The 24,009-nt window shown below is 67.5% G+C and carries 24 protein-coding genes and 3 pseudogenes; 10 read left to right on the forward strand and 17 right to left on the reverse strand.

All coding sequences use genetic code 11. The features are described from left to right. Nucleotides 1–100 precede the first annotated feature (100 nt). Both AC4BEG_RS30190 and AC4BEG_RS30195 read right to left on the reverse strand, forming a co-directional pair. A complete protein-coding gene (locus AC4BEG_RS30190; RefSeq protein ID WP_490702840.1) occupies nucleotides 101–1,255 on the reverse strand; it encodes a M20 family metallopeptidase in 1,155 nt (384 codons plus the stop codon). Nucleotides 1,256–1,300: 45 nt separating this feature from the next. Continuing rightward, a complete protein-coding gene (locus AC4BEG_RS30195; RefSeq protein ID WP_490702841.1) occupies nucleotides 1,301–2,899 on the reverse strand; it encodes an AbgT family transporter in 1,599 nt (532 codons plus the stop codon). Nucleotides 2,900–3,035: 136 nt separating this feature from the next. Between AC4BEG_RS30195 and AC4BEG_RS30200 the strand changes: the two genes are divergently transcribed. Continuing rightward, the gene (locus AC4BEG_RS30200) at nucleotides 3,036–4,031 is read left to right on the forward strand and encodes an Lrp/AsnC family transcriptional regulator (RefSeq protein ID WP_490702842.1); all 996 of its coding nucleotides are present in this window, start codon (nucleotides 3,036–3,038) and stop codon (nucleotides 4,029–4,031) included. Nucleotides 4,032–4,181: 150 nt separating this feature from the next. Here AC4BEG_RS30200 and AC4BEG_RS30205 read toward each other — a convergent pair whose 3' ends face one another. The 9 genes from AC4BEG_RS30205 to AC4BEG_RS30245 all read right to left on the reverse strand — a co-directional run bounded on the left by AC4BEG_RS30205 (nucleotide 4,182) and on the right by AC4BEG_RS30245 (nucleotide 11,053). Then, nucleotides 4,182–5,018, reverse strand: coding sequence for an integrase core domain-containing protein (locus tag AC4BEG_RS30205; protein WP_490702843.1), 837 nt, complete (start codon nucleotides 5,016–5,018; stop codon nucleotides 4,182–4,184). A 115-nt stretch (nucleotides 5,019–5,133) separates the two neighbouring features. Next, the gene (locus AC4BEG_RS30210; protein ID WP_490702844.1) at nucleotides 5,134–6,024 is read right to left on the reverse strand and encodes a hypothetical protein; all 891 of its coding nucleotides are present in this window, start codon (nucleotides 6,022–6,024) and stop codon (nucleotides 5,134–5,136) included. 675 nt (nucleotides 6,025–6,699) lie between these two features. Beyond that, the gene (locus AC4BEG_RS30215) at nucleotides 6,700–6,855 is read right to left on the reverse strand and encodes a DUF6131 family protein (protein WP_490702845.1); all 156 of its coding nucleotides are present in this window, start codon (nucleotides 6,853–6,855) and stop codon (nucleotides 6,700–6,702) included. 151 nt (nucleotides 6,856–7,006) lie between these two features. Beyond that, nucleotides 7,007–8,173, reverse strand: coding sequence for a PP2C family protein-serine/threonine phosphatase (locus AC4BEG_RS30220; protein ID WP_490707255.1), 1,167 nt, complete (start codon nucleotides 8,171–8,173; stop codon nucleotides 7,007–7,009). Nucleotides 8,174–8,492: 319 nt separating this feature from the next. Next, nucleotides 8,493–9,089, reverse strand: a complete 597-nt coding sequence (locus tag AC4BEG_RS30225; protein ID WP_490702846.1) for an alkaline shock response membrane anchor protein AmaP — start codon at nucleotides 9,087–9,089, stop codon at nucleotides 8,493–8,495. A gap of 46 nt (nucleotides 9,090–9,135) precedes the next feature. After that, on the reverse strand, nucleotides 9,136–9,831 hold the full coding sequence (locus AC4BEG_RS30230) for a DUF6286 domain-containing protein (RefSeq protein WP_490702847.1): 696 nt from the start codon (nucleotides 9,829–9,831) through the stop codon (nucleotides 9,136–9,138). Nucleotides 9,832–9,862: 31 nt separating this feature from the next. After that, nucleotides 9,863–10,279, reverse strand: coding sequence for an Asp23/Gls24 family envelope stress response protein (locus AC4BEG_RS30235; protein WP_490702848.1), 417 nt, complete (start codon nucleotides 10,277–10,279; stop codon nucleotides 9,863–9,865). Beyond that, entirely contained in the window at nucleotides 10,276–10,536 is a 261-nt protein-coding gene (locus AC4BEG_RS30240; protein ID WP_490707346.1) for a hypothetical protein, read from the reverse strand. Before AC4BEG_RS30240 ends, AC4BEG_RS30235 begins: the two co-directional genes overlap by 4 nt. A gap of 34 nt (nucleotides 10,537–10,570) precedes the next feature. Beyond that, the gene (locus AC4BEG_RS30245) at nucleotides 10,571–11,053 is read right to left on the reverse strand and encodes an Asp23/Gls24 family envelope stress response protein (protein WP_490702849.1); all 483 of its coding nucleotides are present in this window, start codon (nucleotides 11,051–11,053) and stop codon (nucleotides 10,571–10,573) included. A gap of 340 nt (nucleotides 11,054–11,393) precedes the next feature. Between AC4BEG_RS30245 and AC4BEG_RS30250 the strand changes: the two genes are divergently transcribed. Genes AC4BEG_RS30250 through AC4BEG_RS30260 form a run of 3 tightly spaced genes read left to right on the forward strand, consistent with a single transcriptional unit; the run spans nucleotide 11,394 to nucleotide 12,942 of the window. Beyond that, nucleotides 11,394–11,930 carry an RNA polymerase sigma factor gene (locus tag AC4BEG_RS30250; protein WP_490707256.1) on the forward strand — a complete coding sequence of 179 codons (537 nt, stop codon included), beginning with the start codon at nucleotides 11,394–11,396 and terminating at the stop codon, nucleotides 11,928–11,930. Beyond that, a complete protein-coding gene (locus AC4BEG_RS30255) occupies nucleotides 11,921–12,586 on the forward strand; it encodes a hypothetical protein (RefSeq protein ID WP_490702850.1) in 666 nt (221 codons plus the stop codon). Before AC4BEG_RS30250 ends, AC4BEG_RS30255 begins: the two co-directional genes overlap by 10 nt. Then, nucleotides 12,583–12,942, forward strand: coding sequence for a hypothetical protein (locus AC4BEG_RS30260; protein WP_490702851.1), 360 nt, complete (start codon nucleotides 12,583–12,585; stop codon nucleotides 12,940–12,942). Before AC4BEG_RS30255 ends, AC4BEG_RS30260 begins: the two co-directional genes overlap by 4 nt. An 82-nt stretch (nucleotides 12,943–13,024) precedes the next feature. On the opposite strand, the gene AC4BEG_RS30265 is transcribed toward AC4BEG_RS30260, so the two are convergent. Beyond that, a complete protein-coding gene (locus tag AC4BEG_RS30265) occupies nucleotides 13,025–13,942 on the reverse strand; it encodes an SRPBCC family protein (protein WP_490702852.1) in 918 nt (305 codons plus the stop codon). Between the two features lie 6 nt (nucleotides 13,943–13,948). Continuing rightward, on the reverse strand, nucleotides 13,949–14,431 hold the full coding sequence (locus tag AC4BEG_RS30270; protein WP_490702853.1) for a hypothetical protein: 483 nt from the start codon (nucleotides 14,429–14,431) through the stop codon (nucleotides 13,949–13,951). A gap of 756 nt (nucleotides 14,432–15,187) precedes the next feature. Here AC4BEG_RS30270 and AC4BEG_RS30275 point away from each other — a divergent pair. The 4 genes and pseudogenes from AC4BEG_RS30275 to AC4BEG_RS30290 all read left to right on the forward strand — a co-directional run bounded on the left by AC4BEG_RS30275 (nucleotide 15,188) and on the right by AC4BEG_RS30290 (nucleotide 18,519). After that, nucleotides 15,188–15,472, forward strand: a complete 285-nt coding sequence (locus tag AC4BEG_RS30275; protein ID WP_490702854.1) for a hypothetical protein — start codon at nucleotides 15,188–15,190, stop codon at nucleotides 15,470–15,472. Nucleotides 15,473–16,073: 601 nt separating this feature from the next. Then, nucleotides 16,074–16,640, forward strand: a complete 567-nt coding sequence (locus AC4BEG_RS30280; protein ID WP_490702855.1) for a DUF5994 family protein — start codon at nucleotides 16,074–16,076, stop codon at nucleotides 16,638–16,640. A gap of 367 nt (nucleotides 16,641–17,007) precedes the next feature. Further along, nucleotides 17,008–17,451 (forward strand): annotated as a pseudogene (locus AC4BEG_RS30285) (integrase core domain-containing protein); the annotation flags it as partial. 642 nt (nucleotides 17,452–18,093) lie between these two features. Further along, nucleotides 18,094–18,519 carry an integrase core domain-containing protein gene (locus tag AC4BEG_RS30290; RefSeq protein ID WP_490702856.1) on the forward strand — a complete coding sequence of 142 codons (426 nt, stop codon included), beginning with the start codon at nucleotides 18,094–18,096 and terminating at the stop codon, nucleotides 18,517–18,519. 333 nt (nucleotides 18,520–18,852) lie between these two features. Here AC4BEG_RS30290 and AC4BEG_RS30295 read toward each other — a convergent pair whose 3' ends face one another. The 4 genes and pseudogenes from AC4BEG_RS30295 to AC4BEG_RS30310 form a co-directional block, all read right to left on the reverse strand. Beyond that, nucleotides 18,853–19,266: a VOC family protein gene (locus AC4BEG_RS30295; protein WP_490702857.1), complete on the reverse strand. Its 414-nt coding sequence runs from the start codon at nucleotides 19,264–19,266 to the stop codon at nucleotides 18,853–18,855. A gap of 468 nt (nucleotides 19,267–19,734) precedes the next feature. Beyond that, nucleotides 19,735–20,204: pseudogene (locus AC4BEG_RS30300) on the reverse strand (integrase); the annotation flags it as partial. A 229-nt stretch (nucleotides 20,205–20,433) separates the two neighbouring features. Further along, nucleotides 20,434–20,511, reverse strand: a complete 78-nt coding sequence (locus tag AC4BEG_RS30305) for a hypothetical protein (protein ID WP_490707257.1) — start codon at nucleotides 20,509–20,511, stop codon at nucleotides 20,434–20,436. Nucleotides 20,512–20,718: 207 nt separating this feature from the next. Then, complete coding sequence (locus AC4BEG_RS30310; RefSeq protein ID WP_490702858.1) at nucleotides 20,719–21,018, reverse strand: transposase; 300 nt, start codon at nucleotides 21,016–21,018, stop codon at nucleotides 20,719–20,721. Between the two features lie 350 nt (nucleotides 21,019–21,368). On the opposite strand from AC4BEG_RS30310, the gene AC4BEG_RS30315 reads away from it, so the two are divergent. Further along, nucleotides 21,369–22,385, forward strand: a complete 1,017-nt coding sequence (locus tag AC4BEG_RS30315) for a sugar ABC transporter substrate-binding protein (RefSeq protein WP_490702859.1) — start codon at nucleotides 21,369–21,371, stop codon at nucleotides 22,383–22,385. A 104-nt stretch (nucleotides 22,386–22,489) separates the two neighbouring features. Next, nucleotides 22,490–23,757: pseudogene (locus tag AC4BEG_RS30320) on the forward strand (IS256 family transposase). Nucleotides 23,758–24,009 lie beyond the last annotated feature (252 nt).

A 24,009-nucleotide genomic window follows, 5' to 3' on the forward strand; every position in this document is an offset into this window, starting at 1 on the left:
TCTCCTGGAGTGACAGGGCCGTCATGGCACCACTGCCCCGAATCGTGAGCAAACAAAGACGTATCCAGGTGGCCTTGCTGATCACTCCGCGGGTACGTCTCTACGACGCGTCGGACGCCAGGGCACGCAGCAGGCCGACGGCGAGCGCGGTACGGGCGGGGATGGGGGCCAGCAGCGTGTACTCGTGCCGGGCGTGGGCACCGGAGCCCAGGGCGCCGAGCCCGTCGAGGACGGGACGGCCGAGTCCGGAGACGAAGTTGCCGTCGCTCGAGCCGCCGACCGCAGTCTCCTCCAGCGCCCAGCCCTGTTCGGCCGCGACGTCGTGGGCCTGCTTGAACAGCTGCCGAGACGCGTCGTTCGGGACCATCGGGGGGCGGTTCCACCGGCCGCTGAGGGTCAGCCGCACCCGCGGGTCGGAGGGGGCGAGGGCGCTCAGCGCGGCGTCGATCCGCGCCGTCTCGGCCGGTTCGGCGATCCTGATGTCGATGCCGCAACTCGCCTGCGCGGCGACCACGTTACGCCCCGTGCCCCCGCTGATCAGCCCGACGTTCACGGTGGTCCCGCGCTCCGGAGAGCCGAGGCCTGTGATGTGGGAAACAACCTCGGCCAGGGCGTGGATGGCGCTCGCCCCCGCGGACGGATCGAGCCCCGCGTGCGACTCGATGCCCTGCACCGTCAAGTTGAACAGCCCCACGCCCTTGCGCGAGGTCTTGAGCGCCCCGTCCAGCGACGCTTCGAAGACCAGCGTGGCGAGCGCGTCCTCGCTCAGCCGCTCGATATGCGGCCTGGAGGCCGGGCTGCCGATCTCCTCGTCGCCGTTGAGCAGCAGCCGTACCGAGGGGTGGGGCAGCCGTAGCTCGCGCAGCAGCCGCAACGCCCACACCGCTTGCACGATTCCTGTCTTCATGTCGAAGACGCCCGGCCCGCTCGCTCGGCCGTCCACCACTTCGAAGGGCCACTCGGCGAGCGTCCCGGCCGGCCAGACCGTGTCGTAGTGGCACAGCAACAGCACCGTGCCGGGCGCCGTGCCACGGTAGGTGATGGCGAGTACATCGCCGTACGGGCCGCCGTCGTGGTGCTCCGACTCGTCCGGCTCGCCGAGCCGCTCGACGAGCCATCTGCTGATCACCGCGAGCCCTGCGTCCAGCAGCCCTTTGTCGTTGCTCGGCGTCTCCAGTTCCACCAGTGTCCGCAGGTCTTTGATCATCTCGGGCAGCGCCTGCCGCGTCGGGGCGGCGATGTCGGAGATCGTCATCAAGGTGATCCTTCCCGGGTTGCATGAAAGCGGGGCGGCAGCGGGTCAGCGGACCGGTGCGCCGGGGCCGAGCGGGATGCCCAGCGCCCACCAGGCGTAGAACAGGAGAGTCCAGGCTATGAGCATGGCCACGGAGAGCGGCAGGGTCAGCGAGGCCAGGGTCCCGATACCCGCGGAGCGCCGGTAGCGCTGGAGGAAGCCGAGTGTCATGACGAAGTAAGCGCTCATCGGGGTAATTGCGTTGGTGCACGAGTCGGCGATGCGGTAGATCGCCTGGGTGGCTTCCGGGGGGATGTGCAGCAGCATCAGCATCGGCACGAACACCGGGGAGACGAGTGCCCACATGGCCGAGCCACTGGTCATCGCCAGGTTGATCACCGTGCATACCACCACGATGCCCAGGAAGGCGATGGGCCCCGTCACTCCGAGGTCCTTGAGCAGGTCGGCCCCCCGGATGGCGAGCACCTGGCCGACGCCGGTCCATTTGAAGTAGGCGAGGAACTGGGAGATGGCGAAGAACAGGACCAGGATGGGGGCCATTTCCCGCATGCCCTGTGCCATGAAGTCCGGGATGTCGCGGCTGCCGCGCACAGTCCCGGTCGCGCGCCCGTAGACCGTGCCGAGGACGGCGAAGAGAAGCCCGAGCACCACGGCGATGCCGGAGAGCACAGGCGACTCAACGATGCTGCCGCCCTCGCCCCGCAGTGGCGATCCGGAAGGGATCATCATCACCACGACCACCGCGAGGAAGACGAGGAGGGTGAGCCCGGCGCGGCGCAGTCCCCGGGCCTCCTCGGGACGCTGGGCGAGCTCGCCCAAGCTGGGCTCCGCGGTGTTTTCCTCAGGCTCGGGCGGCAGCGCTGCCACCCGCTTGACCAGCACCTTCTCGGTGACGAAGGTGATCACACCGGCCAGTACCACTGACGAGGCCAGCGAGAAGAAGTAGTTGGACAGCGGGGTGACGACATAGTCCGGGTCCACGGTGTGCGCGGCGGCCGTGGTCAGCCCGGACAGGACAGCGTCCACCGGAGTGATCAGCGGGCTGGCGTCGTAGCCGGCCGACACACCCACGAAGGCCACCACGATCCCGAGGATCGGGCTCCGTCCGATCGCGCGGAAGGCCAGGCCGCCCAGCGGGACGAGCACGATGTAGGCGGCGTCGGAGGCTATGTGGGCGATCATGGCCGTGAAGGCCAGGGCGAAGGTCATCCACCGCGCCGGAACCCGGGAGACACCGGCCCGCAACATCGCCGTGAGCATCCCTGACTTGTCGGCGACGGCGACACCGAGCATGACGACCAGGATCGTGCCCAGCGGAGGGAAGGTGGCGTAATTGGTGACGGCGTCAGTGATCAACGATCGCACGCCGTCGGCCGAGACCAGGCTGCGCACGGCCACGGTCTTGTCACTGGCCGGATCGACTACAGAGACGTCCGCGGCGGCCAGCACCCAGCTCACCAGCGCGAGAATGGCGCTGAGGACGGCGAACAGCCAGAACGGATGGGGCAGTTTGTTCCCCGCGCGTTCGATGGCGCCAAGCAGCCGGAGCAGGCCCGACAGCACCGGTGAGCCATCGCCAGGCTTGTCCGGAGGTGTTCGGCCTGGCGTGTTGTCGGGCGTGGTAGTGGTGTCGTTCGAATTCACCGTCCGCACTTCCTTCGTCGGTGACGCAGCAGATGGCCGCCATTAGAGATGGCTTAATGGAATAAGGCAAGAAGCGGGAAGGTGATGCATGGATCATTCGTTGCTAGGGCTTGAATCGCACGATACAGTTACGTCCATGATGTCGAAACTGGACAATGTGGACCTCGACCTGGTGGCCGCTTTGCAAGTGGCCCCGAGGGCACCGTTGAGCGCGCTAGCCGATGTCCTCGGAATCTCTGCCAGCACCATCAGCCGTCGGCTGAGCCGGCTCGAGGAAGAGCGGCTACTGCGGGTGATCGGACAGGTGGAGTGGCCGATGCTGGCTGAGGGCAATCCCATGCATGTATGGGTGTCCACGGCCCCGGGTCAGGCACGACAGGTCGCCCGGCGCCTTGCCGAACTGCCCGAGATCCCGTTCGTGGCGACGACCACAGGACGGACGGATGTCTACTGCTCCGTCCACGCGGCGCGGCAGAGCCGGGCGCGCGAGCTGCTGATGACACAGATCCCGTCCGTCCCGGGAATCCGGTCGGCACACACAGAACTGGTCCTGCGGGCCTCGACGAAGTCCGACTCGTGGCGGCTGCGTCGACTCAACGACACCCAGGTGCGAGCCTTGCGGGAGGTCGCCGACACGCAGGACGAGCCCAGCACCGTCGCCGACCTCAGCGCCGATGAACTCCGGGCGGTCGAGCTGCTCCGGCACGATGGACGCGCAAACGCCGCCGATGTGGCACGTGCGGTCGGCATCAGCCAGTCGACCGCCTACCGGCTATCCCAATCACTGTTCCAGCGTGGTCTGGTACGGCCCCGGGTCGAGATCGAACCGACGCTCCTGGGGTACACGCTTGAGGTCGTGGCCGAGCTGCACGTGGCCCCTGGAGCCATCCAGGAGGTGGCCGACGCGCTGGCCCGTCACCCGTCGTCGCGATACGTCTCGATCGTCGCGGGCACCTCCTCCGTGATCCACCACGGCGTGTTCCGGGATGAGGAAGGGCTTGCCGAGCTGCTCACCCGAGATCTGGCCGCCCTCCCTGGCATCACCGCCTGCGAGGTGTCGGTGATGCTCGACGTGCTGCGCCGGTACTGGATCGGCCGAGAGGACGGCTATCTGGTCTCCACGGGCGGATGACGGCCACTGTTTGGGCAGCACCACGAAGCCGCGCGTGTCGTCGCTGCGTTTGTCGAGAGAGCGGTGAAGCAGTACTCGATGAGGCTGCCGGTGTGGCTGCCGTCGGCCCTGTGGGGTTCCAGAACTGGGCTGCGGCGTTGGCTTGCAGATTTACGCTGCCCTTTCGTATTCGTTGATGAGGCCGCCAAGGATCGGGCGGCGTTTGACTCTCTCCTGGGAGAGGTCGGTGACGGACTGGTCGAGCCGGGGTGGGCGGAGGTGACATCCGTGGTGCGGTCTTCGTCCGTTGTAGTGCTGGGCGTACTTGTGCAGCACGGTGTGCAGGTGGCGCGCGCCGAAGATGAGCATTCGGTCGGTGACCTGTGAGCGGACAGTGCGCACGAACCTTCCCGTATACGCGTTTGCGTGGGGACAACGCGGAGGAATCCTCACGACGGTGATGCCGGCTCCGGCCAGGACCGCATCGAAGGCCGCACTGAACTGGCCGGCCCAGTCCCGGACCAGGAACGTGAACTCCCCTGCTCGGTCGCCGAGGTCCAAGAAAAGGTTGCGGACCTGCTGCGTGGTCCAGAAGCCGTTCGGATGAGAGGTCGTGCCTAGGAGGTGTACATAGCGGGTGCCGACTTCCCTTGCGAAGAACACATACAGCCGCCGCAGGGTCACCGCACAGTCCACGTGGAAGAAATCAACCGCAAGCATGGTCGAGGCCTGCGTGCGGAGGAACTGCCGCCACGTCGGGTCGTGTGGTGCTTGGAGGCAAGGGGGTATCTTCACGCGCTGGAGGACCCTTCGGATCGTCGAAGCGCCGACATGGTGACCGAGCTTGAGGAGCTCACCCTGGATGCGCTGTCGGTGCCACCGCAGAATGGTGCCGGGTGTGACCAGACGGTGCCGGCGCAGCGCCCTGGGCAGCTGTTGGATCAGCGCGGTGAGGTGGGCGCGGTCGGTCCAGCCGAAGGATGGCCTTGGGTTCGTGTGGCGCAGCACCGCAACCTTGTGCTGCAGGACCAGGAGCTCGACGTCCTTACCGATGGCAGGACCTGCGGGAACGCGGCCGGTCGGCTTCCACGGTGGAGGTGGCCTCGATGTCCGGGGCGGCCGTTCATGGCGGCTGTTCCCGCTCGCGGCTCCGGGTTGTGCCCTTGCTCCTGTGCAGGGCCCGCCCGGACTTGCCCCCGCCCTTGGTCTCCGAGCCCGGCTTCTTCGCGGTTCGCCCAGTGGCCTCCGAAGCGTGGCCCGAGGCTTTGCCCGAGACCTTGCCGGACGCCCTGCCCATGGACTTCTTCACCGTACGTCCGCCCGACCGCGCGGTCTCGGCCGCGGTCCCGCCCGTCTCCTCGGCCGCCTCCCCCACCTCCTCGGTGGCCTTCCCGGCCCCCTCGCCCACCTCTCCCACCGCTCTGTCGGCCCCCTCACCGATGCCCTCCACGGCTCCGCCCATGCCCTGGCCCACGTCCTCCACGGCTCCGCCCGCGCCCTCCCCGACTTCTTCGACAGCCTTGCCCGCGCCCTGGCCCACGTCCTGGACTGCTTCTGCGGCGCCCTCCCCCAGCTCGCCGACCGCCTTCTCGGCGCCGCTGCCCAGGCTCCCCGCAGCGGACCCGAGGCCGGACGTCAACTGCTCCAGGATCTGGGGGTTGCGGTCGATGGTGGACAGCACCCGGCCGACGATCGCGGCGACATTGTCGAGCCGGACCTTGAGCAGCGCCTGCGCCTCCACGCCCTTGATGTCGAGCTCCACATGGCCGAGCGACACATCGGCGCCCACGTTGAGCTTGAGGAGGTCCAGGACCTCCGCCTGGAGGGAGACCCTGGCCTTCAGGTCCTCGACCTGCAAGTTGATCTCCTCGACCTGGAGTTGCGGTACGTCGAGGAGGACGTCCGGATCGCCGGACGATGCGGCGGGCCGCGACGGAGACGCCTCTTCCAGCTCGCCTTTGAGGAGCTCACCCTCGTCCTCCGGCTCGTGCTCCGCATCAGCGTGGTCTCTCATACTGCCCCTCACGGTGTGCGCACGGGCATGCGACGTGTGCGTGCGAGCATGCCGCTGCTTTTCACGCTAGAGGCGGCACCCGCATTCCGCGCCCGGAGTCGAACAAGGTTGCGGAGTCGACGGGACGCGTGGGCAGCGCGCCGTCCGTTCGCGCATACAACACTTCGAGTGACCAAATCGACACACTAGGTGATCCTGGTCGACTCCTCACACCACCCCGAATGCCGGACCGCGCGCGCCCTGGTCGGGCCCCGAGAAACGTCGTCTCCACAGGCCGAGCGCGGGCAGGGGAGTTGATGCGCTTCGGAACGGAGGTACGCCTCGGGGACCGCCCGGACCCCAAGGGCGCGCCTATCCGGTCGCGCCTCATGTGCCCGGCCTTTTCTTGTGGTGCCATCGACCGCTGCTACTGGGGCTCGAGCTGCGAGCGGGGCAACAACTCGTCCTCGATCTCGGACGCCTCACCTTCTGCGACTCCACCGGGATCACCGTCCTGATCGCCGCGCGCAACCCTGGCGGCGATCGCCGACCGTGTCAGCCGCATCTTCCGCATCGTGGGCCTGGAACAGGTCTTCCCCACCCACACCACCGTTGAGGCCGCTGAAGCCGCCTGGAGGGCGCCCCGGCCGAGTATCCGCCGCATGGAGCCCCACTGCCCGCGTACGCGGGCGTTCGCTACCAGTAGTGCCGACGCCCACCGACCGCGTGTCCGAGGGCGCCCAGGACCCACAGAATCGCTCCGATGACCAGGAGGATGATTCCAATGGTCCACAGGATGGAGAGGCCCGTCAGAAGCCCGATGACGAGGAGAATGACCCCGAGAATAACCATGACATCCTCCGATCTCGGAAAACACTTCACTTTCACTGTGTTCTCTCGATAGCTCCGGCGCCAGTCGGTGACTTCCGTCGCTCTGCCGGGTGCGACGTATGGTGAGCGTGCCTCGTCGCGAGGTGCTTGCCGTCCGCGTCCGGTTGACCACTCAGCCCAGGATGGCGAGGTCATCGGCGGCGCCCCCGCGCCACTCGACCAGGAACAGGGTGGAGTCGTCGCTCGTGATTCCACCCCGTTCCTGCTTCAGGGTGTGGGAGAGCCGGCGCACCGCTCGCCGCACTCCCTCTCCCGCCTGTTCGATGCGGTTGACGCAGTCGATGAGCTGTTCCTCGCCGAACTCCACTCCAGTGTCGCGGTGTTCCTCGATCAGACCGTCCGTGTAGCACAGCAGCCGGTCACCGGGTTCCAGCTCCACCTCGCTGATCAGGGGTTCTTCACCGCCGAACCCGACAGGCAGGGTGGTTGGACCGTGCAGTTGCCGGGTGACCCGGTGGTTGCGGATCAGCAGCGGCGCGGGGTGGCCCGCGTTCACCCATTGCAGACGGCCGGTCGTGGCGTTCAGGCGCATCATCTGCGCGGTGGCGAAGTGGTCGGGCCCGAACTGTTCGGCGATGGCCTGGTCCATGAAGGAGTAGATGTGCGCCAGGTCGACATCAGCACGCCGTGCGTGCCGGTAGGCACCGACGGCGACGGTCGCCATGGTGGCCGCGTCCAGGCCGTGTCCCATCGCGTCGACGACCGCGATGTGGAGGACGTCGTCGTTCAAGGCGTAGTCGAAGCTGTCACCTGCGATGTTGTACGCGGGCTCCAGGATTCCGGCGACCGCGACCCGCGGTACGACCATCGTCAGCGGCGGCAGTAGCGACCATTGGATCTCCGCCGCGACGCTCATCGGTTCACGGCGGCGGGCGAGGAAGAACTCGTCGGTGTAGCTGTGCTTGATGACCAGCATGTCGGCCACCAGACTGGCGAGTCTGCGCAGGAGCCGCCGGTCGTTGTCATCGATGGTGTCCAGGGTGAGGGCCATCACCCCCACCTGGTCACTGCCGTCCAGCAGCGGCAGATACAGCCGGATGCCGTCGGGCTGCGGCACCTCGGTCACGACCGCGCGCAAGAAGGCCGTGCCGACGTGGGAGGCGTCGATGTCCTCGGGTTCGCCGACCATCAGTCCTCGGCCTTCCAGGGGCACCAGGAGCAGCTGTGCGTAGTCCTGGAGGTAGAGCGAGACCTCACGGCCTCCGATGGTGGCCACCTCTTCCGCGACAAGCGGGGCGATCAGCTGCGGCGGCATTTCATGGGCGCGATCGAGCACCATCCCGAGCAATCGCTCGCCGAATCCTTCCGAGCGATCGACCGTCCCCGGGTCAGGGAGTCGCTCAGGCCCCGTCACGGACGGTCCTGGTCGTCCCTGAGTGGCCGGCTGTCGGCCATGCGTGTACAGCGGTCACGGTCGTGTGGCTGCCGAAGATTCGCATCGCCTGATCATCGCCTGCCGGCCCGGGAACCACCGGTCCCTGCGACACTCGCCGACGGCGAAACCCTCGAACGGCGCAGACCGACGCAACGATACGCTCCGCCGCGTTCGGAGCCGGGGGAGGGTGGGCCCGGCACAGGGCGGGGGCGAAACGCCGTCGTCACTCGGCCCGGTGCGGCCCATGGCGGGCAATGCCCAGGCGGACCTCCTTGGGGAGTTGGTCCCAGCCCGCGGAGCTACGGGCTCGATCGGTGGCGTCGCGCACGTCCTTCAGCACGTGCTCCGGAGTGCCACCGGGTTCGAGGGTGAGGTCGATCCCGACCCGCGGATGAGTGGGAGGCCCGAAGAAGCGTGCCCGGGACCGCCGGACGCCCCGCGACACGTCGAGTTCGGTGGTGAGGGCCTCGCCGAGCGCGTGGTTGTTGACCACGACGGATTCCCTGGAGGTGTTTGCGACAGACAGCCGGTGTGGGCGCCGCCGGTGCTGGGACAGCAGCCACGTCAGGGCGAGCAGGAGGAGCAGGGCCAGTGCGGCCGCGGAAGCCACCCACCACCAGCCCTGGTCAGCCCACCGGTTCTGGTCGGCGCGGGGGAACAGGACGTCGTGCGGAGCGGTGAGTGGCCAGCCTGCGGGCGGTGTGAGGTTCCAGCGCCGGTAGAGGTCGCCGCCGGCGGCGAGCACCAAGAGCCCGCCACCCAGCAGCACGAGTCCGAGCAGACCCAGAAGAACGCGGTTGGTCTTGGTGGGTTCCGTCATCGTCTTCTCCTGTGCGTGTCGGCGCCGGTGTTCTGGTCCACGTCCGTCAGGTGGCGTTCCGGCGTATGCGGACCGCCAGCCGCGGGAGGCGGACCAGAGCGAGTTGCTCGCGCTCAGCGCGCCGGAGGGCGGTGGTGAGTTCATCCCTGACGTCGCCTGTTTCCCGGAAGCGCACATCGGCGCGAATGGTGATCTTGCGGCGGCGCACCCGGACTCGAGCCGCGCTGACCCCGGGGACACGCATCGCTGCGTCCCGCAGGAGCAGCGCCGCGCCCTTGCGGTTGAGCGCGGCGCGCATCCGCCCATGACCGTCGGCGGGGACCCGCAACGGCAGTTGGCGGCGGAGACCCGGGGTGAGGGCCAGGATCACCAGCCACAGGCCCAGGGCGGCCGCGAGGGCGGCACCGCAGAGGATCCAGACATCGTCCACCGGCCGAGTGGCCAGTTGATCGGTCAGGCTCCTCCACGAAGGAGTGGCCCGGTGTCCGGTACGCAGCCACACGGCTTCGAAGAGCAGTGCGCCCGCCGCGAGAAGGATGAGTGATGCGGCCAGTCCGGCCGGGGCCCGTCGCGCACCCCAGGGGCGGCGGGATGGTTCCGTCTGTGTCGGCTGACGTGTCGGCGGATCGGAGGGCACCTCGTCGGGCCGTGTGTGCCCGGCCGGTGCCGCCGTGGTGTCCGGACGTCGTCGCGAGTGATCGCCGCCGGGGCGGGGTGCGGCGTTCGGCGTGCGGGAAGTCATGCTCCTCCTGTCACGGACGCGTGCCGCCGGCTCATCGGACTCGTCTTCGTCGCGGGTTCACATCGGGGACGAGTCGCCGGACGGACACGCTGACGTTGTCGATGCGCATGCCGGTCAGGTAGCCGACCCGGTCGGCGATGTAGCGCTGTAGCTCGCCGCAGGTACCGGCGATGTCGACGGGATAGGGCAGCCCCAGCGAGACACCGAGGCGGGCCGCGCCGTTGTGCACGGTCGCCGTGGAGCGGGGAGTGCCGAGGCCGGGACGTGGCGGGGCTCCGCCCTCTTGCCGGCTGAGGGCTTCGCGTGCCGCCCGCGCCGCGATGCGGGCCACCACGGCATCGGGGATCAGCGTCGCACCACGTCCCGCGGGCGCGGGGAGGGATGCTGTGTCCGCCTCCTCACCTCTGGGGGTGCCCGGGAGGGGGTGCGACGGGGGCTTGCTGCTCACTGCACACGCCTCTTGTGCTCAGTGCGGGAGTGGGGCCCTGATGTGGTCCGGTGGCGTTCGAAGGTCTCCCCTCGGTGGCCGTCGTTCTCCCGGGTGCGGACGTAGTCATGGATGTGCACATCGCCGCGTGCCAGGTGGCCGACGACCAAGCCCACCAGGCCCAGAGCCGCCACCACGAGGAAAGCCCCGAAGCCACCGAAGTAGCCGGCGAAACCCAGTGCCAGACCTGTCAGGAGCCCCGCCATGGTCGTGTTCATCGTTCATTCACCAGTCTCTTGAGCTGGGGGGAAGTCACTCCACCCGGTGCTCACCGTCTTCGGCCTCGTCCTCGTCCCCCAGGTCGACATCGTCGACAGCGATGTTCACCTCGACGACGTCCAGACCGGTCATGCGTTCCACGGCGGCGATGACACTGGTGCGGACATCGGCGGCGACATCGGTGATGGGGTATCCGTAGTCGACGACGACGTCGAGATCGACTGCCGCCTCGTGCTCGCCCACCTCGACGTGGACACCGCGGGTCATGCTGGGCTGTCCGCCGGGCATCCGTTCACGGACGCCCCCGATGGTCCGCGCCATTCCGGAGCCGAGGTTGTGAATGCCCGGGACCTCACGGGTTGCCATCCCGGCGATCTTCTCCGCGACGGTGTCCGCGATCGTGGTCCGCCCACGGGTCTCCGGCGCCTGGCGGCTGGGCTTCGGGCCGTGCTGTGCCGTTGTCTCTGCGGCAGGCCGGCTCCTTTCGGTGGCCGGGCGGGGTGTCGTGTCCGTCATGATGTGCTCCTTGTCGGGCTGTGCGGGGCACCGCATCAGTGCCCGTCATCACTTTCGACACAGAGCGACGGCAATCCTCACTCTTTTCGCGGATCTGTTTTTCTCCGTGGATCCCTTCTCACGTAGGCTGATGAGTGGAACGCCTGGTCGGACCACGCTGTCAGGCGCAACCGGGACGGCGCGGTCACGCGTTCCACGGAACGAATCGCGTGAGTAGCGAACCGTGAACGGGAAGCAGGGACTGTCACCGTCCCGGCATGAGGGTGCGTCCCCGCCGGCCGGAGCGGAGCCGCGCTCGACGGAGCGGGACGGCGGTACCACGGGGGACGGTCTGTGGAACCTGGGCAATGGGCTGCTGGTCGCCCGGGCCTCCGAGGGCGACGAGGACGCGTTCGCCGTACTGGTGCACCGTCACAGCGGACCGCTGCTGGCATTGGCGTGCCGCATGCTGGGGAACGCCTCGGATGCCGAGGAGGCTGTGCAGGACGCACTCATCAGCGCATGGCGGCGGCTTCCTGAGTTCCGCGGAGACGCCACGTTCCGTACCTGGATGTACCGCATCGTCACCAACAAGTGCATGAACATCCTGCGCGGGCATGCCCCTCCCGTGTCCTTGGACACCATTCCCGAGCCGACCGCCCACGACGTCGGCGGCGAACCAGCCCGTGCCGCCGAAGGCGAGGCCGCCACCGCAGCGCTTGCCCGAGCCCTCCGGGAGCTCCGGCCCGCTCAGCGTGCCTGCTGGGTCCTGCGGGAGCTGCACGGGCTGTCGTACGAGGAGATCGCGCGGGTGGTGGGCGAGAGTGAACCGACCGTACGCGGCAGGCTCTTTCGGGCGCGGCGCACACTGGTGAAGGAGATGGCCTCATGGCGCTAGACGACCACGGGCGTGCCACACCCGCGAGTGACGGGCCGACCGGCGCCCGGACGGACACCGACGCGGCACAGCTCGTCGGAGACGAAGAGCTGCCCTGCGGGCGACTGATCAGCCACGTCTGGGAACAGGCCCGGACCAGCGGTGGCCCCGACTCCCACACGGCCGGCTGCGCGTCCTGCCGCCAGGCGGTCGAGGGACTCACCGCCCTGGACGCGGCCGCCCGTACCCTCCGCGGGATGCGCCCGAGCGCTCACATCGTCGCGGACCGGGTCATGCGCGCGGTGCGGGCCGAAGCCCGGCTCGGCCGGCTGCTGCCCTTGGACGGTTCCGCGACGGAGCTGTGGGTCGCCGAGACCGCGGCGGCGAAGGTTCTGCGGCGGGCCGCCGACCGCGTCGCGGGAGTGCGGGCCGCCAGCTGCCGCCTGATCCCTGACGAGGGCAACACCACGGTGGTCATCGCCATGACCCTCGCCATGACCCTCGACCGTCCCCTGCCCGGCCGGGCCGCCGAGGTACGCCGGGCGGTCAGGTGCGCCGCCGAGGACGAACTCGGCGTCGCTGTCAGCGGCATCGACCTGGCCATCGTGTCCGAACTGGAACCCTCGACACCCACCGCTCCCGCCGAACCCAGGCCACGGAACCGGAGCGGACGATGACCCCGCTCGGCACCGCGGGCATCGAACGGGCCGCCGCAGAAGCGGCCTTGGCGGTGCCCGGGGTGGCCGGACTGCAGCCGAGCCTGCGCCACACTCTGGCCGTGGCGGGCGCCCGGGTCCGGCGGGCCATGGGCTCCACCACGCCGTCGCCCGAAGCGGGCATCCGCGCCGAGCGCAGTCCTCGAACCGGCGCCTGGATCGTCGAAGTCCGCTGCGTCGTCACAGGGGACCGCCGTGCCCTGGACACCGCGCGCGACGTCCAGGGGAGCGTCAGATCGACGGTCAGTTCACTGGTGCCGCGCTCCGGCACCCCGGAACCCGTCACCGTCGTCGTGGTCGTCACCCGCATTGAGTGATTCCCGGTGACCGGGCTTCTCCCGGATCCACCGTGCTTCCGCGGCAACCCGAGCGCGGTCCCCGTTGAGGAGGAGATTTCCGTCAACGACGCGAGCGCCGCCGTGGTTTCTCCTTCTCTTCGGCCTCATCCTCCGCGTCCTCGGGCTCTTCTTCTTCCTCGGCTTCTTCTTCCTCTTCCTCTTCTTCCTCTTCTTCCTCGCCTTCGGGCTCTTCTTCCTCTTCCACGACCTCGCCCTCGTGCACCGTGCCCCGCCAGCCCTCGATCTCGTCGGGTTCAAGCAGCACCTCGGCCATGAGATGGCGACGGAAGTGCTTGAGCTCAAGACGCGCGCGGCGGCCCTGGGCCCGCCAGATGTTTCCGGTGCGCTCGAAGAAGCCCTGGGGGTAGTACTGCAGGACCAGCAGGATCCGGGTGAGTTCCGGAGCTATCTCATGGAAGGTGACAGCCCCGTTCACATGACCCTTCTCGGCCCGCGATTCCCAGATGATCCGCTTGTCCGGCACCTGCTCGAGGATCTCGGAGTGCCACTTGCGGTGGGACCAGAAGACCTGGGCCTTCCACTCCATTTCTGTGTCGGACTCCTGTGAGACGTCCTCGACCTTCTTCATGAAGTTGGGAAAGTCCTCGAACTGGGTCCACAGGTTGTAGGTGAGGGACACGGGGGCACTGACGTCGATCTGCTCGACGATGTTGGTGACCTTCAGCTTCTTGTCCTTGCCGCCGCCACCGCCGCCGCCAAGGCCCGGTATGGCCTCCTTGGCTTTGTCCATGACCTTGTCTTTGGCCATGCCCAATCCGGCCTTCATCATGGGTTTCACCGCGTCGCCAAGCCCGCCTCCGGGGTTGCCGTCCCCGCTGATGTTGCTCAGCGATGACAGGGCCTTCTCGCCCAGTGCGGTGAGGAGGCTCTGTGCTTCCTGCTTCAGGCGGTCGGTGGGCAACTGCTGGGCGAGAGTGCCGAGCCCGCCTGTGTGCTGGTCGTCCGGTTTCTCAGCCATGCCCCATCACCCTCCGCTCCGTCTGGACCCTGCGGCCTCGGTCTGCTTTTCCTGCTCGGCCGGATGGTCAGCTGACTTCTTCGATGTGCCGGCTCGGGACCGCCCCTCGTCCTTGGGCTCCTTCCGCGATTCGGCTTCATCCCCCCGTGCTGTGTCCTCCTGCGACGTCGGCTCATCCGGCTCCTGGCCATTCGGGCCGGGACGCAACGCCGAGGCTCGCTCCCCCAGGGCATCGCTCAGCGAATTCATCCGGTTGCTTATCGTCGATATGGCCGCCGAACGCCCCGCGGTCATCAACTCACCGCGAAGCTCCTGGCCGAGCCGGCCGAGCTCGGAGGACTTCGCCTGCCCCCCACCGGTCACATCGTGGCCGGACAGGAGGCGTCTCCCAGCCGTCAGTCCTGCGAGGGTGATAGCCCACCGCATCTTGTGCCTGCTTCCGACGAGATAACCGCCGGTGAAAGCCAGGGCAGCCTGGGTGCTCTTCATGCTCGCTCCTCCTCCCGCCCCCAAGACGAGGCCGTCAATCAGGCCATACAGACAAGTATGGTGCATATCGCTCGATCGGGAAATGCGGCTATGCCTCGGGTCATGGCTGCGCCACGACTCTGCCGGGTGCGGGCCGTACAGCCTCTGGCCGCAAGCGCCAGGGGCCGGCACGAGTCGCCGTCGGTGATCCGCCGATCGCCTCCTGGAGGGTCAGTGATGCGCCTCGCAGCGGGAGTTCAGGACGGGGGACCCATGCGGCATCGGTACTGCGGCATGGCGAGTGATCGCGGCGCGCCGACGGTCGCGGCCTCCTCGTGGCTGACCGGGAAGATGCCGGGCTCATGGGGCCGCCACCGGCAGCTGACGATCGCGCGGCGCACCACGGCTGAGGAAGCGCCGAATTCTGTCAGCCCGCCGTCGGCGCGGGGAGTCGATATCCGTGCGCCACAGCGAAGCAGTCAACATTTCCACCATGGCCCCCAAGGGCTCACTCCGCGACCAGACTGACAACGAGGTCCGACCGTGTGGGCGTCGAGCGCCTCTCGAACACGACGCGCGATCTCCCGGCCAAAGCTCCGGTCGCTGACCGGGCTGTCGGTCCGGCCCTGCCCCTCCAGACCGGCACGCGCCCCGAAGACCCATTCACTTCGTTCTCAAGGGCTCCCCTGGATACTTCGCTCGACCCGCGTCACTCGCTACGCAGGGGGAACCCGAAGGTGAGCCCCGAGGGGGGAACTACCTTAAGGAGCCACCGCCATGATCAAGAAGCTTCACGACATGGGCCTGCGCAGTGAGCACGCCTACACCGCCGCTGTCGCCTCCATCGGACTTTCCATGCTGACCTGGGCCACGTCCCTGCGTGCCGAGCCCGGCGTCGGACTCGACCGGGCTGACCGCTGGGGCATCTACGTCGGCGAGTGGGCACCCACGTTCTTCGGCCTCGGCCTCGCCCTGTCGCACTACGAGCAGGAAGAGGGCTCGCTGATGGGGAAGGCGCACACGGACGGAGACCGGAAACGGCAGATGACAGGAACTGCGTAGCAGGGCCCCACGGCCACGCCAAAACCGAGGCAATACGGGCCCGGTCGCCGGGACCCGTGATGTCACCCTCTCCACGCCGATGTCGCCGCCGGCGATCAGCGGGTTCCGCGTCATGGCTACGGCACGCCCTCCCGGTTCGCCGCCCGCGTGAGATGAGCCTGCCTGCCGCTTCCCGATGAGACGGGTGGGTGTTTGCCGCATCGGCAGGGTCGCTGCCCGCAGTGACCGCATGCCCGACGCCGCGGACGCCACCGTGTGGCATCGTCCGGAGGTCAACCACCGATGGGCGCCGCATCCTGAGATGGATATACACTGCCCGCTTTTCCTGGCAGGGAGCCGACCCATGCTCCCGGGCGTCCGCTTCATCCCCCACCCCGCGGCACTCTCCCCGTACCTCGAGCCCACGCCCGGGCTCCCCCCAACGCCCTGCGGATCCCGACCCGGGTTCCTGAAGAAGTCGCTGATCACACGGAGGCTCAGCGGGCCCTCGGAGTACGCTGAAATCACCGGGAGTATTTCGCACACCGCTTTCACGCGGGTGTCGTTCTCGGCGAGCAACAACACCGGGACGTTGAAGAGGCGCCCGGGGACAGGTCGCGCCATGACCGTGACCATCGACCATACGACCGCCAACGGGCGCGTGCCCTCGCCACCGGTCCGCCTGTCACTGACCCCGACTAGTCCGGTTCCAGGTCTTCTTGACGGTGCGTGGTGGCCTCGTTCCCGCGATCTGCTGGGCGAGCTGCCTGTCCTGACGGATGTGCTGGACGCACGCTGGGGCCGGATCACTCGCGTCTCCGTGAACCCGACCCACTGGCCCGTGATCCCGCGCAAGGTGCCTGCGACCGGGCACACGGTGCACGTGGGCTGGTTCGCTGACGAGCAGGACCCCCACAAGTTGATTCTGCTCTCCTATACCGCGGGCCGCTCGGATCTTCTGGTGATCCCGCCGGAGACGAGTGCGGCAGCCGCCGCCCGGCTGATGGCCGCCGCGGCGACCGTCGGCGGCCACCTCACCGCCAGCGGTCTGATGGCGAGCGAGACCGCCGTCCGTGACGCCCGGGAGGATGCCAGCAGGGAAGAGGAGTGGGAGACCGATGGCGGGCCTGCCTCGATGGTGACCGGAAGCCGACCAGACCGGACGCTGAGCGCCGCCCACGGGAGGTGAGGATGTGTCACCACGCATGTGGCGGAGCCGGCGCGGTCCGGGCTGGTAGCAAGTCGGTCCTTCGGGCAAGACTGCACGCAGACGGACGAACGGCGTGTCCGCGGTGGAAGATGAGCAGGCGGTCGGTGCACTCTTCACGTACCGAGCGTACGAACCGCTCGGCGTGCGGGTTGCAGTTAGGGCTCCTCGGAGGGATCTTGGCTACGGTGATGCCCTCGCTGGCGAAGACGGCATCGAAGGCGGCCGTGAACGTTGTGCCCCGGTCGCGGACCAGGTGGGTGAACTCGGTTGCGCGGTGGCCGAGTTGCCAGAGCAACTGGCGGACCTGCTGGGTCGCCCAGGCGGCGGTGGGGTGAGCGGTGACGCCGAGGTCTTGACGGCAGCCGGTGTCGACCCTGCCCCCCACCGCAGCGGGCCGACATGGCGCGAGTTCCTTACGGCTCAGGCTGGCTCCATCGTGGCCTGCGATTTCCTGCACATCGACCTGGTAAGCCTTCGCCGGGTCTACGCGCTGGTCTTCCTCGAGCACGGAACACGCCGCGTCCACGTCGCCGGGGTGACCGCACATCCGACCGCACAGTGGACAGCCCAGCAGGCCCGCAACCTTGCCCTCGACGAAGGTGTGCGCCTGGAGTCACTGCGCTTCTTGATCCGCGATCGGGACAGCAAATACACCGAATCCTTCGACGCGGTCTTCGAAGCCGAGGGCATCGAAACCCTGAAGACCGCCCCACGGTCCCCGCGGATGAACGCGCACTGCGAGAGAGTTGTCGGGACACTGCGGTGTGAACTCCTCGATCACGCGCTGATTACCGCCGCGATCTGGCACAACGACTGAAGGGTGTCTTTATTGCCGTATGGTCGCTGACCTGGGGCTTTGTGATCGTCCACGTATGGGCATGATCACTGATTGTGGGTCTGTGACTGCTCTACTTGATCTTTTGCTGGCTACTGGGCTGCCTTCTTTTGCTGGGCCGGTCGACCGCCGCGAACAACGCCGAGATCCTCGCGCTTCGTCATGAGGTGGCTGTGCTTCGCCGGTAAGTAGTGCGGCCGTGGCTTTCATGGGCTGATCGTGCCGTGCTCTCCGCTCTCGCCCGGCATCTGCCATCCGTCTTGCGCCGCCATCTGCTGGTTACCCCGGGGACGCTGCTGGCCTGGCACCGTCGTCTGGTGTGCTGGAAGTGGCGTCAGACGTCGGTCAGACCCGGTCGGCCACCGCTGGCAGAAGAGATTGCGGCGCTCATCCAGCGCCTGGCGCGAGAGAACCCGACCTGGGGGTACGTCAGGATCCAAGGTGAGCTCCCGACGGCTTGGCCATCGGGTTGCCGCCGCCACGATCCGGCGCGTCCTGCGCTGCTCCGGTCTACCGCCCGCACCGCAGCGGGCCTCCCAGCAGACCTGGCGTACCTTCCTCCGAGCCCAGGCCCACACGCTTCTGGCCTGCGATTTCATGCACGTGGACACCGTCTTCCTCAAACGCTTCTACGTCTTCTTCGTCATGGAGACTGCCACCCGGCGCGTTCACGTCCTGGGTGTCACCGCCCACCCGACCGGCGCATGGGTCACTCAACTCGCCCGCAATCTGCTCATGGACCTCGGCGACAGGGCTGGGTGCTTCCGGGTCCTCATCCGTGACCGGGACAGCAAGTTCACCTCCGCGTTCGACGCCGTCTTCGCCGACAACGGCACAGCCGTCATACCGACCCCGCCGCAACGTCCCCGGCCCAAAGCGTTCGCCGAACGATGGATACGCACAGCCCGCGCCGAATGCACCGACCGCCTCCTCATCACCGGTGAACGACACCTGCGTACGGTCCTCAACCTGTACGCCGAGCACTACAACACGGACCGGCCCACCTGGCTTATCGAGCAGTAGCGACGGCACTTGTCGATGGGTTTGGGAGGCGCCCCGATCCACGGTCGGGTGGTGTTGATGAGTTTGGGAGGCACCAGGTCTCTTGCCAGGGCAGCATCGGGATGCTCCTGGTGAAAGGTGCTGGTCATGCCGCAGATGTCGAAGGTCGAGCTGTACGCGGCGATCCGGCGTGACCATCGGGGCGGCATGTCGATGCGGGAGCTTGAGCGCAAGTATGGCGTGACGTGGCGGACGGTGCGGAAGGCGTTGGACTCGGCCTGGCTGGTGCGGCCGGTTGGGCTATCCCCGTCGGCGGCCAGTCGGTGGGTACCTATCCGGCCGCCGGTGGTCCTTCTAGGCCGGCGCGCAACCAGCCTGCTCGCGCAGCGTCAGCCACTCCTGAAGCTCGATCAGATTGCCTTCCGGGTCTTCCAGGTATGCGACCCGCATCCGGTCGCCCATCGGGCCCGGGCCTCGGGTGAACTCCGCACCTCGCGAGGTGAGCTCGGCGTGGGCGGCGTTCAGGTCGTCCACCCGCAGCACCACCAGCGCGCGATATCCCTCCGGCTCTGCCCCCAACCGCCCCAGCACGCCGGCCATCTGTGTGCGGTCTTGCAGCGCGATTCCGGCTTGTCCAGTGTCGGGGCTGAGCTTGGCGTACGGGCCGCTCTCGGCCTCGAACTGCGGCTTGAGCCCGAGCACGTCCCGGTAGAAGCGGTAGACGGCGGTGAAGTCGGACACCAACAAGCGTATCTGGGTGAGTTCCATACCCACCTTTCTAGCCCAGTTCCGGCTCCGGTTCTGACTCAACCGCGATCTCTGAGATCGCCCCGTCGGAGTTCAGCGACGCCCTCTTCCACAGAGTGACACCACAACTGGTCGTACGTGGCGAATGCGAGCTGGCCGCTGTCAGACGAGCGGTCGGCCGTCCCGCGTCCGGGGCCACGGCAGTGCCGTCAGTTCTCCTCGACATTCCCTAGTCGGTTGATCACCAACTTCCTCCGGAAGCCGTCGACAAAGGCTGTTCCTAGAAATCAACGAAGCCGCCCACCGAAGCCTTGGCCTACGAGCACCCGACGACGACCCGAACGTCATCCCCCTGCCCGCTGCCGCGGTCAGGCGCCGCCAGGTACTCGGCGGACTGCTCAACGAGTACCACACCACGTCACCCCGGCTTCCTCACCATCCACAGGAAACGCCCAGCTCAGCAGCCTAAATGGAATATTGACACCCTTCAGGGATGCCGTGCTGGCGGAGGATTTCCCAGACGGTGGAGGCGGCGATCTTGATACCCAGTGCTGCGAGTTCGCCGTGGATCCGGCGATACCCCCACGAGGCGTTTTCCTTGGCCAGGCGCAGGACCAGGGCGTGGATCGATCGGATCGTGCGTGGGCGTCCGCGTCGTCGGGGTACGCAGGTTGCGGCATGGCGCTGCTTGAGCAGGTTGCGATGCCGGCGCAGGACTGTGTCGGGGCGGACCAGGAGCAGAAGGTGCCGCGGTCTGTCTTTGGGGAGGTGGTGGAGCAGGCCGGCGAGGATGGCGCGGTCTGTGTCGGTGAAGGTCGGCTTGCTGACCCGGCGTTAATGGACGAGCAGTTGGTGCCGGAGTACGAGGATCTCGACGTCCTTCTCCCTGTCGCTCATCGGCAGGAGGCGTAGGAAGCCAGGGCGCTGGTCGCGGCGAGGTAGGCCAGACGCAGCAGCACGACAGATCATGATGCCGCCGGGGCCCTGCGCTGGTGAAGACCCCGGGGCGAACGTCGAGGAGAATCGAAGATCCGTGATCAGGATCCCGACCTGCGTAGATGATTTATCGGCACCCGCAAGGTCAGGCGCAGCAGCACCATGCCCTCGGAGCCATGGACAGGTGAAGACGCCGGGGCGAGCTCAGGCAGAGCCGAAGATTGCTGATCAAGCCCCCACCTGCGTGGATGATTAATCGGCACCCGCAATGATCCGCTCCACCCGTTTGCGGTTGACAGCCCGGCCCAGTCTGCGCAGTTCGGCGTGCACGCGCGGTACCCCCGTAGGTGCCCTTCGAGGACAGGTGGATCACCGTGATCTCGTGGAGCAGAGCCATATCGACAAGCTCGCGCGCCTGCCGGACCTCCTCAGCCTCCAGTCAGGCATAGAAAGAGGAGCGGGGCACGCCCAGGACACGGCACAGCAGGGCCACCGGATATGTGGCCTTCTCCGCGGCGATGAACCGGTAGACCTCGCTCACCGGTCGCTGTCCTGAGCGAAGAAGGCCGCGGCTTTTTTCAGGATCTCGATTGTCTTCTGCTGCTCGAGGTTCTCCTTGCGCAGTCGCCTGAGCTTCTCGCGCTCCGCGCTGGTCAGCTCACCCGCCCCTCCCTCACCGGCATCGATCCGGTCACGCTTGACCCAGCCACGCAGGCTCTCCGGACTCACCCCCAGATCCCGCGCGACCTCCGTGATGGTCTTGCTGGAGGCACGGGCCAACCCGATCGCGTCCCGCTTGAACTCCTCCGAATACCGCTTCGAGTGCTGACTACCCACCTGGCACTACTTCCTCTGGAACCTCATGTTTCAGTCTCCAGGTGTCCAGTTACCAGGGGAAGCTTCACGCTGGCACAACGCCCGCGCCGAGCCGAAGACCAACTTCGCCCCCGACTCACCCATCCGCGCTTGGACCGATTACCCCGCCAAGGTCCTGACGAGCCACTAGGATAAGAAGGCAGCGGGCAGAGAACGGCCCGCCCGGTTTCACCGCCGCGCCGAGGTGTCTTTCCCGAGGGAACGGCTGAATGGGCACACATCACGGGCGAGAACTCTGGAGGCGACCGGTGCTCCGGGCCCCCAGCCGCTCCGCCGTGCCCCGAGTTCCGAGGCCGGGCCGCACGAGGCGCATGGCCACCGCCGCGACCATCCTCGCGCTCGCCTGCGGCCTTGCGACAACGGGCTGCGGCGGCGGCACAACGGCCGGTCCCACGGCCACCACGGGGGTGGTCGGAGTGGTCATTCCGAAGACCACGCCATTCTGGCGGGCCTACAATGCCGCCGTCCCTTCGCAGGCCAAGGCGCACGGCGTCAAAATGCTCCCCGCAGTGAATTCCGAATCCGACATCGACAAACAGATCTCTGATATCCACACCCTGCTGGTCCAGCAGGTCAAGGGCCTCGTCGTCGGGCCGCTGGATTCTGCGGCGATCCGGCCCGGCTTGCGTGCGGCCGGGCAGGCGGGGGTGCCGGTGGTCGCGGTGGACGTCGCACCGGACAGCGGCAAGGTCGCCATGGTGGTCCGGGCGGACAATCGCGCCTTTGGCCGGAAGGCATGCCAGTACCTCGGCGATGCCGTCAAGACCGGCAAGGTCGTGCAGATCCAGGGCGGCCTGGCGTCGGTCAACGGCCGAGACCGCACGGAATCCTTCCTTACCTGCATGGCCAAGCACTACCCGCGCATCAAGGTTCTGAACATCCCCGCGGACTGGCAGGCCAGCAAGGCCGCGGTCGGCCTGGATTCGCTGTACAACGCCAATCCCAATATCAAAGGCATCTACCTGCAGGCAGGCGGCGATTATCTGGTACCGGCGCTGTCGATCCTGCAACGAAACAACGCCCTCTTCCCGGTCGGCGACCCCAGACACATCACCATCGTCGCCAACGACGGCATCCCGCAGGAACTCGATGCGATCCGCAAAGGAGAGATCGACGCCACCGTCTCCCAGCCCATCGATCTCTACGCGAAATACGCCATGAGCTACATTAAGAAGGCTATGGAGAGACAGAAGTTCACACCGGGGCCGACGGACCACGGCAGCACCATCGTCCGGCTGCCCAGCGGACTCCTTGAGGACCAGCTCCCCGCCCCCGTGGTCACCAAGCGAAACGTGAACGACCCATCACTGTGGGGCAACCGCGTCTAGTGGCTCGTCAGAGCGTGTCTGAAAGATCGTGTAAGTCCGTGATGTGACAGGCTGGCCTGGGCCTGGGCTTGGATCTGGGCCTTGACCAGCTGGGACGGACGGACATGAACGACCATGGGATTCCGGCTGTCGAGCCGGTCGGAGACGAGCTGGTGGACGAGGTCGTCGAGCGGCTGATGGACCGCGCTGACGCCTTGGGTGTGGCGCTGCTGGGTGATGGCGGGCTGCTGACGGAGGTCACACGGGCCGTGCTGGAGCGGGCTCTGGACGCGGAGATGACCGAACACCTCGGCTATGAGAAGCACGATCCGGCGGGCCGTGGGTCGGGCAACAGCCGCAACGGCACCTCGTCGAAGACGGTGCTGACCGATGCCGGGGCCGTCACGGTGGCGGTGCCCCGGGACCGTGACGGGTCCTTCGAGCCGCAGCTGGTGCCCAAGCACGCCAGGCGGCTGGCGGGGTTCAACGAGCGGATTCTGTCGCTGTATGCACGGGGCATGAGCGTGCGCGACATCCGCTCCCACCTGGCCGGCGTGTACGGCGTCGAGGTCTCACCGGACCTGATCAGCAAGGTCACCGATGCCGTCACCGACGAACTCGACGCCTGGCAGACCCGGCCCCTGGACGCCATCTGGCCGATCATCTATATCGACGCGCTGTGGGTGAAGATCCGCTCCGGGTCGGTGGTCTCCCGGCCGGTCTACGTGGCTGTCGGGGTGGACATGGACGGCTGCAAGGATTTGCTCGGCCTGTGGGCCGGAGATGAGGGCGAAGGCGCCACCACGTGGATGACCGTGCTGTCCGAGCTCCGCAACCGCGGGGTCGAGGACGTGTGCATCGTCGCCTGCGACGGGCTGAAAGGCCTGCCCGACGCGGTCACCGCGACCTGGCCCAAAGCCACCGTCCAGACCTGCGTGATCCACTTGATCCGTGCCTCGCTCAGGTTCGCCGCCAAGCAGCATCACGCACGGTTGGTACCGGAGTTGAAGGCCATCTACACCGCATCGACCGAGCAGGCCGCCGAGCAGGCCCTCGCTGATTTCGCGGCAGGCGAGCTGGGCCAGCGGTATCCCGCGATCGTGCGGACCTGGCAGTCCGCGTGGAGTGAGTTCACCCCGTACCTGGCTTTCCCGCCCGAGATAAGGAAGGTCGTTTACTCGACGAACCTGATCGAATCGATCAACGCACGGCTACGGAAAGCCACCCGCAACCGCGGGCACTTCCCCTCCGAGCAGGCCGCGCTGAAGGTGCTCTACCTCGCCGTCCGCGAGCAGATCACCCCCAAAGTGCGCGATATCAACCACGTCGCGGCACACTGGAAGAAGGGAACCAGTTCTCACTCTTCTTCGAGGACCGGCTCAACACCATGTGAAACTCAAGGACTTACACAAAGTTCCGTACACGCCCGCTCGTCAGGACCTTGGCGGGGGAATCGGTCCAAGCGCGGATGGGTGAGTCGGGGGCGAAGTTGGTCTTCGGCTCGGCGCGGGCGTTGTGCAGCGGGTGTAAGCGGCGATGGCGGCGTTCTGTTCGTCGTGGCTGCGATGGTCGGTGCCGTTGAGTGCGAAGTAACGCAGGGCCGCGAACTCTTGTGCCGCTCGGAAATACGATTCGGTGCTGTGAG

The sequence above is a fragment of the Streptomyces sp. JLBJ103 genome, assembly GCF_058215575.1.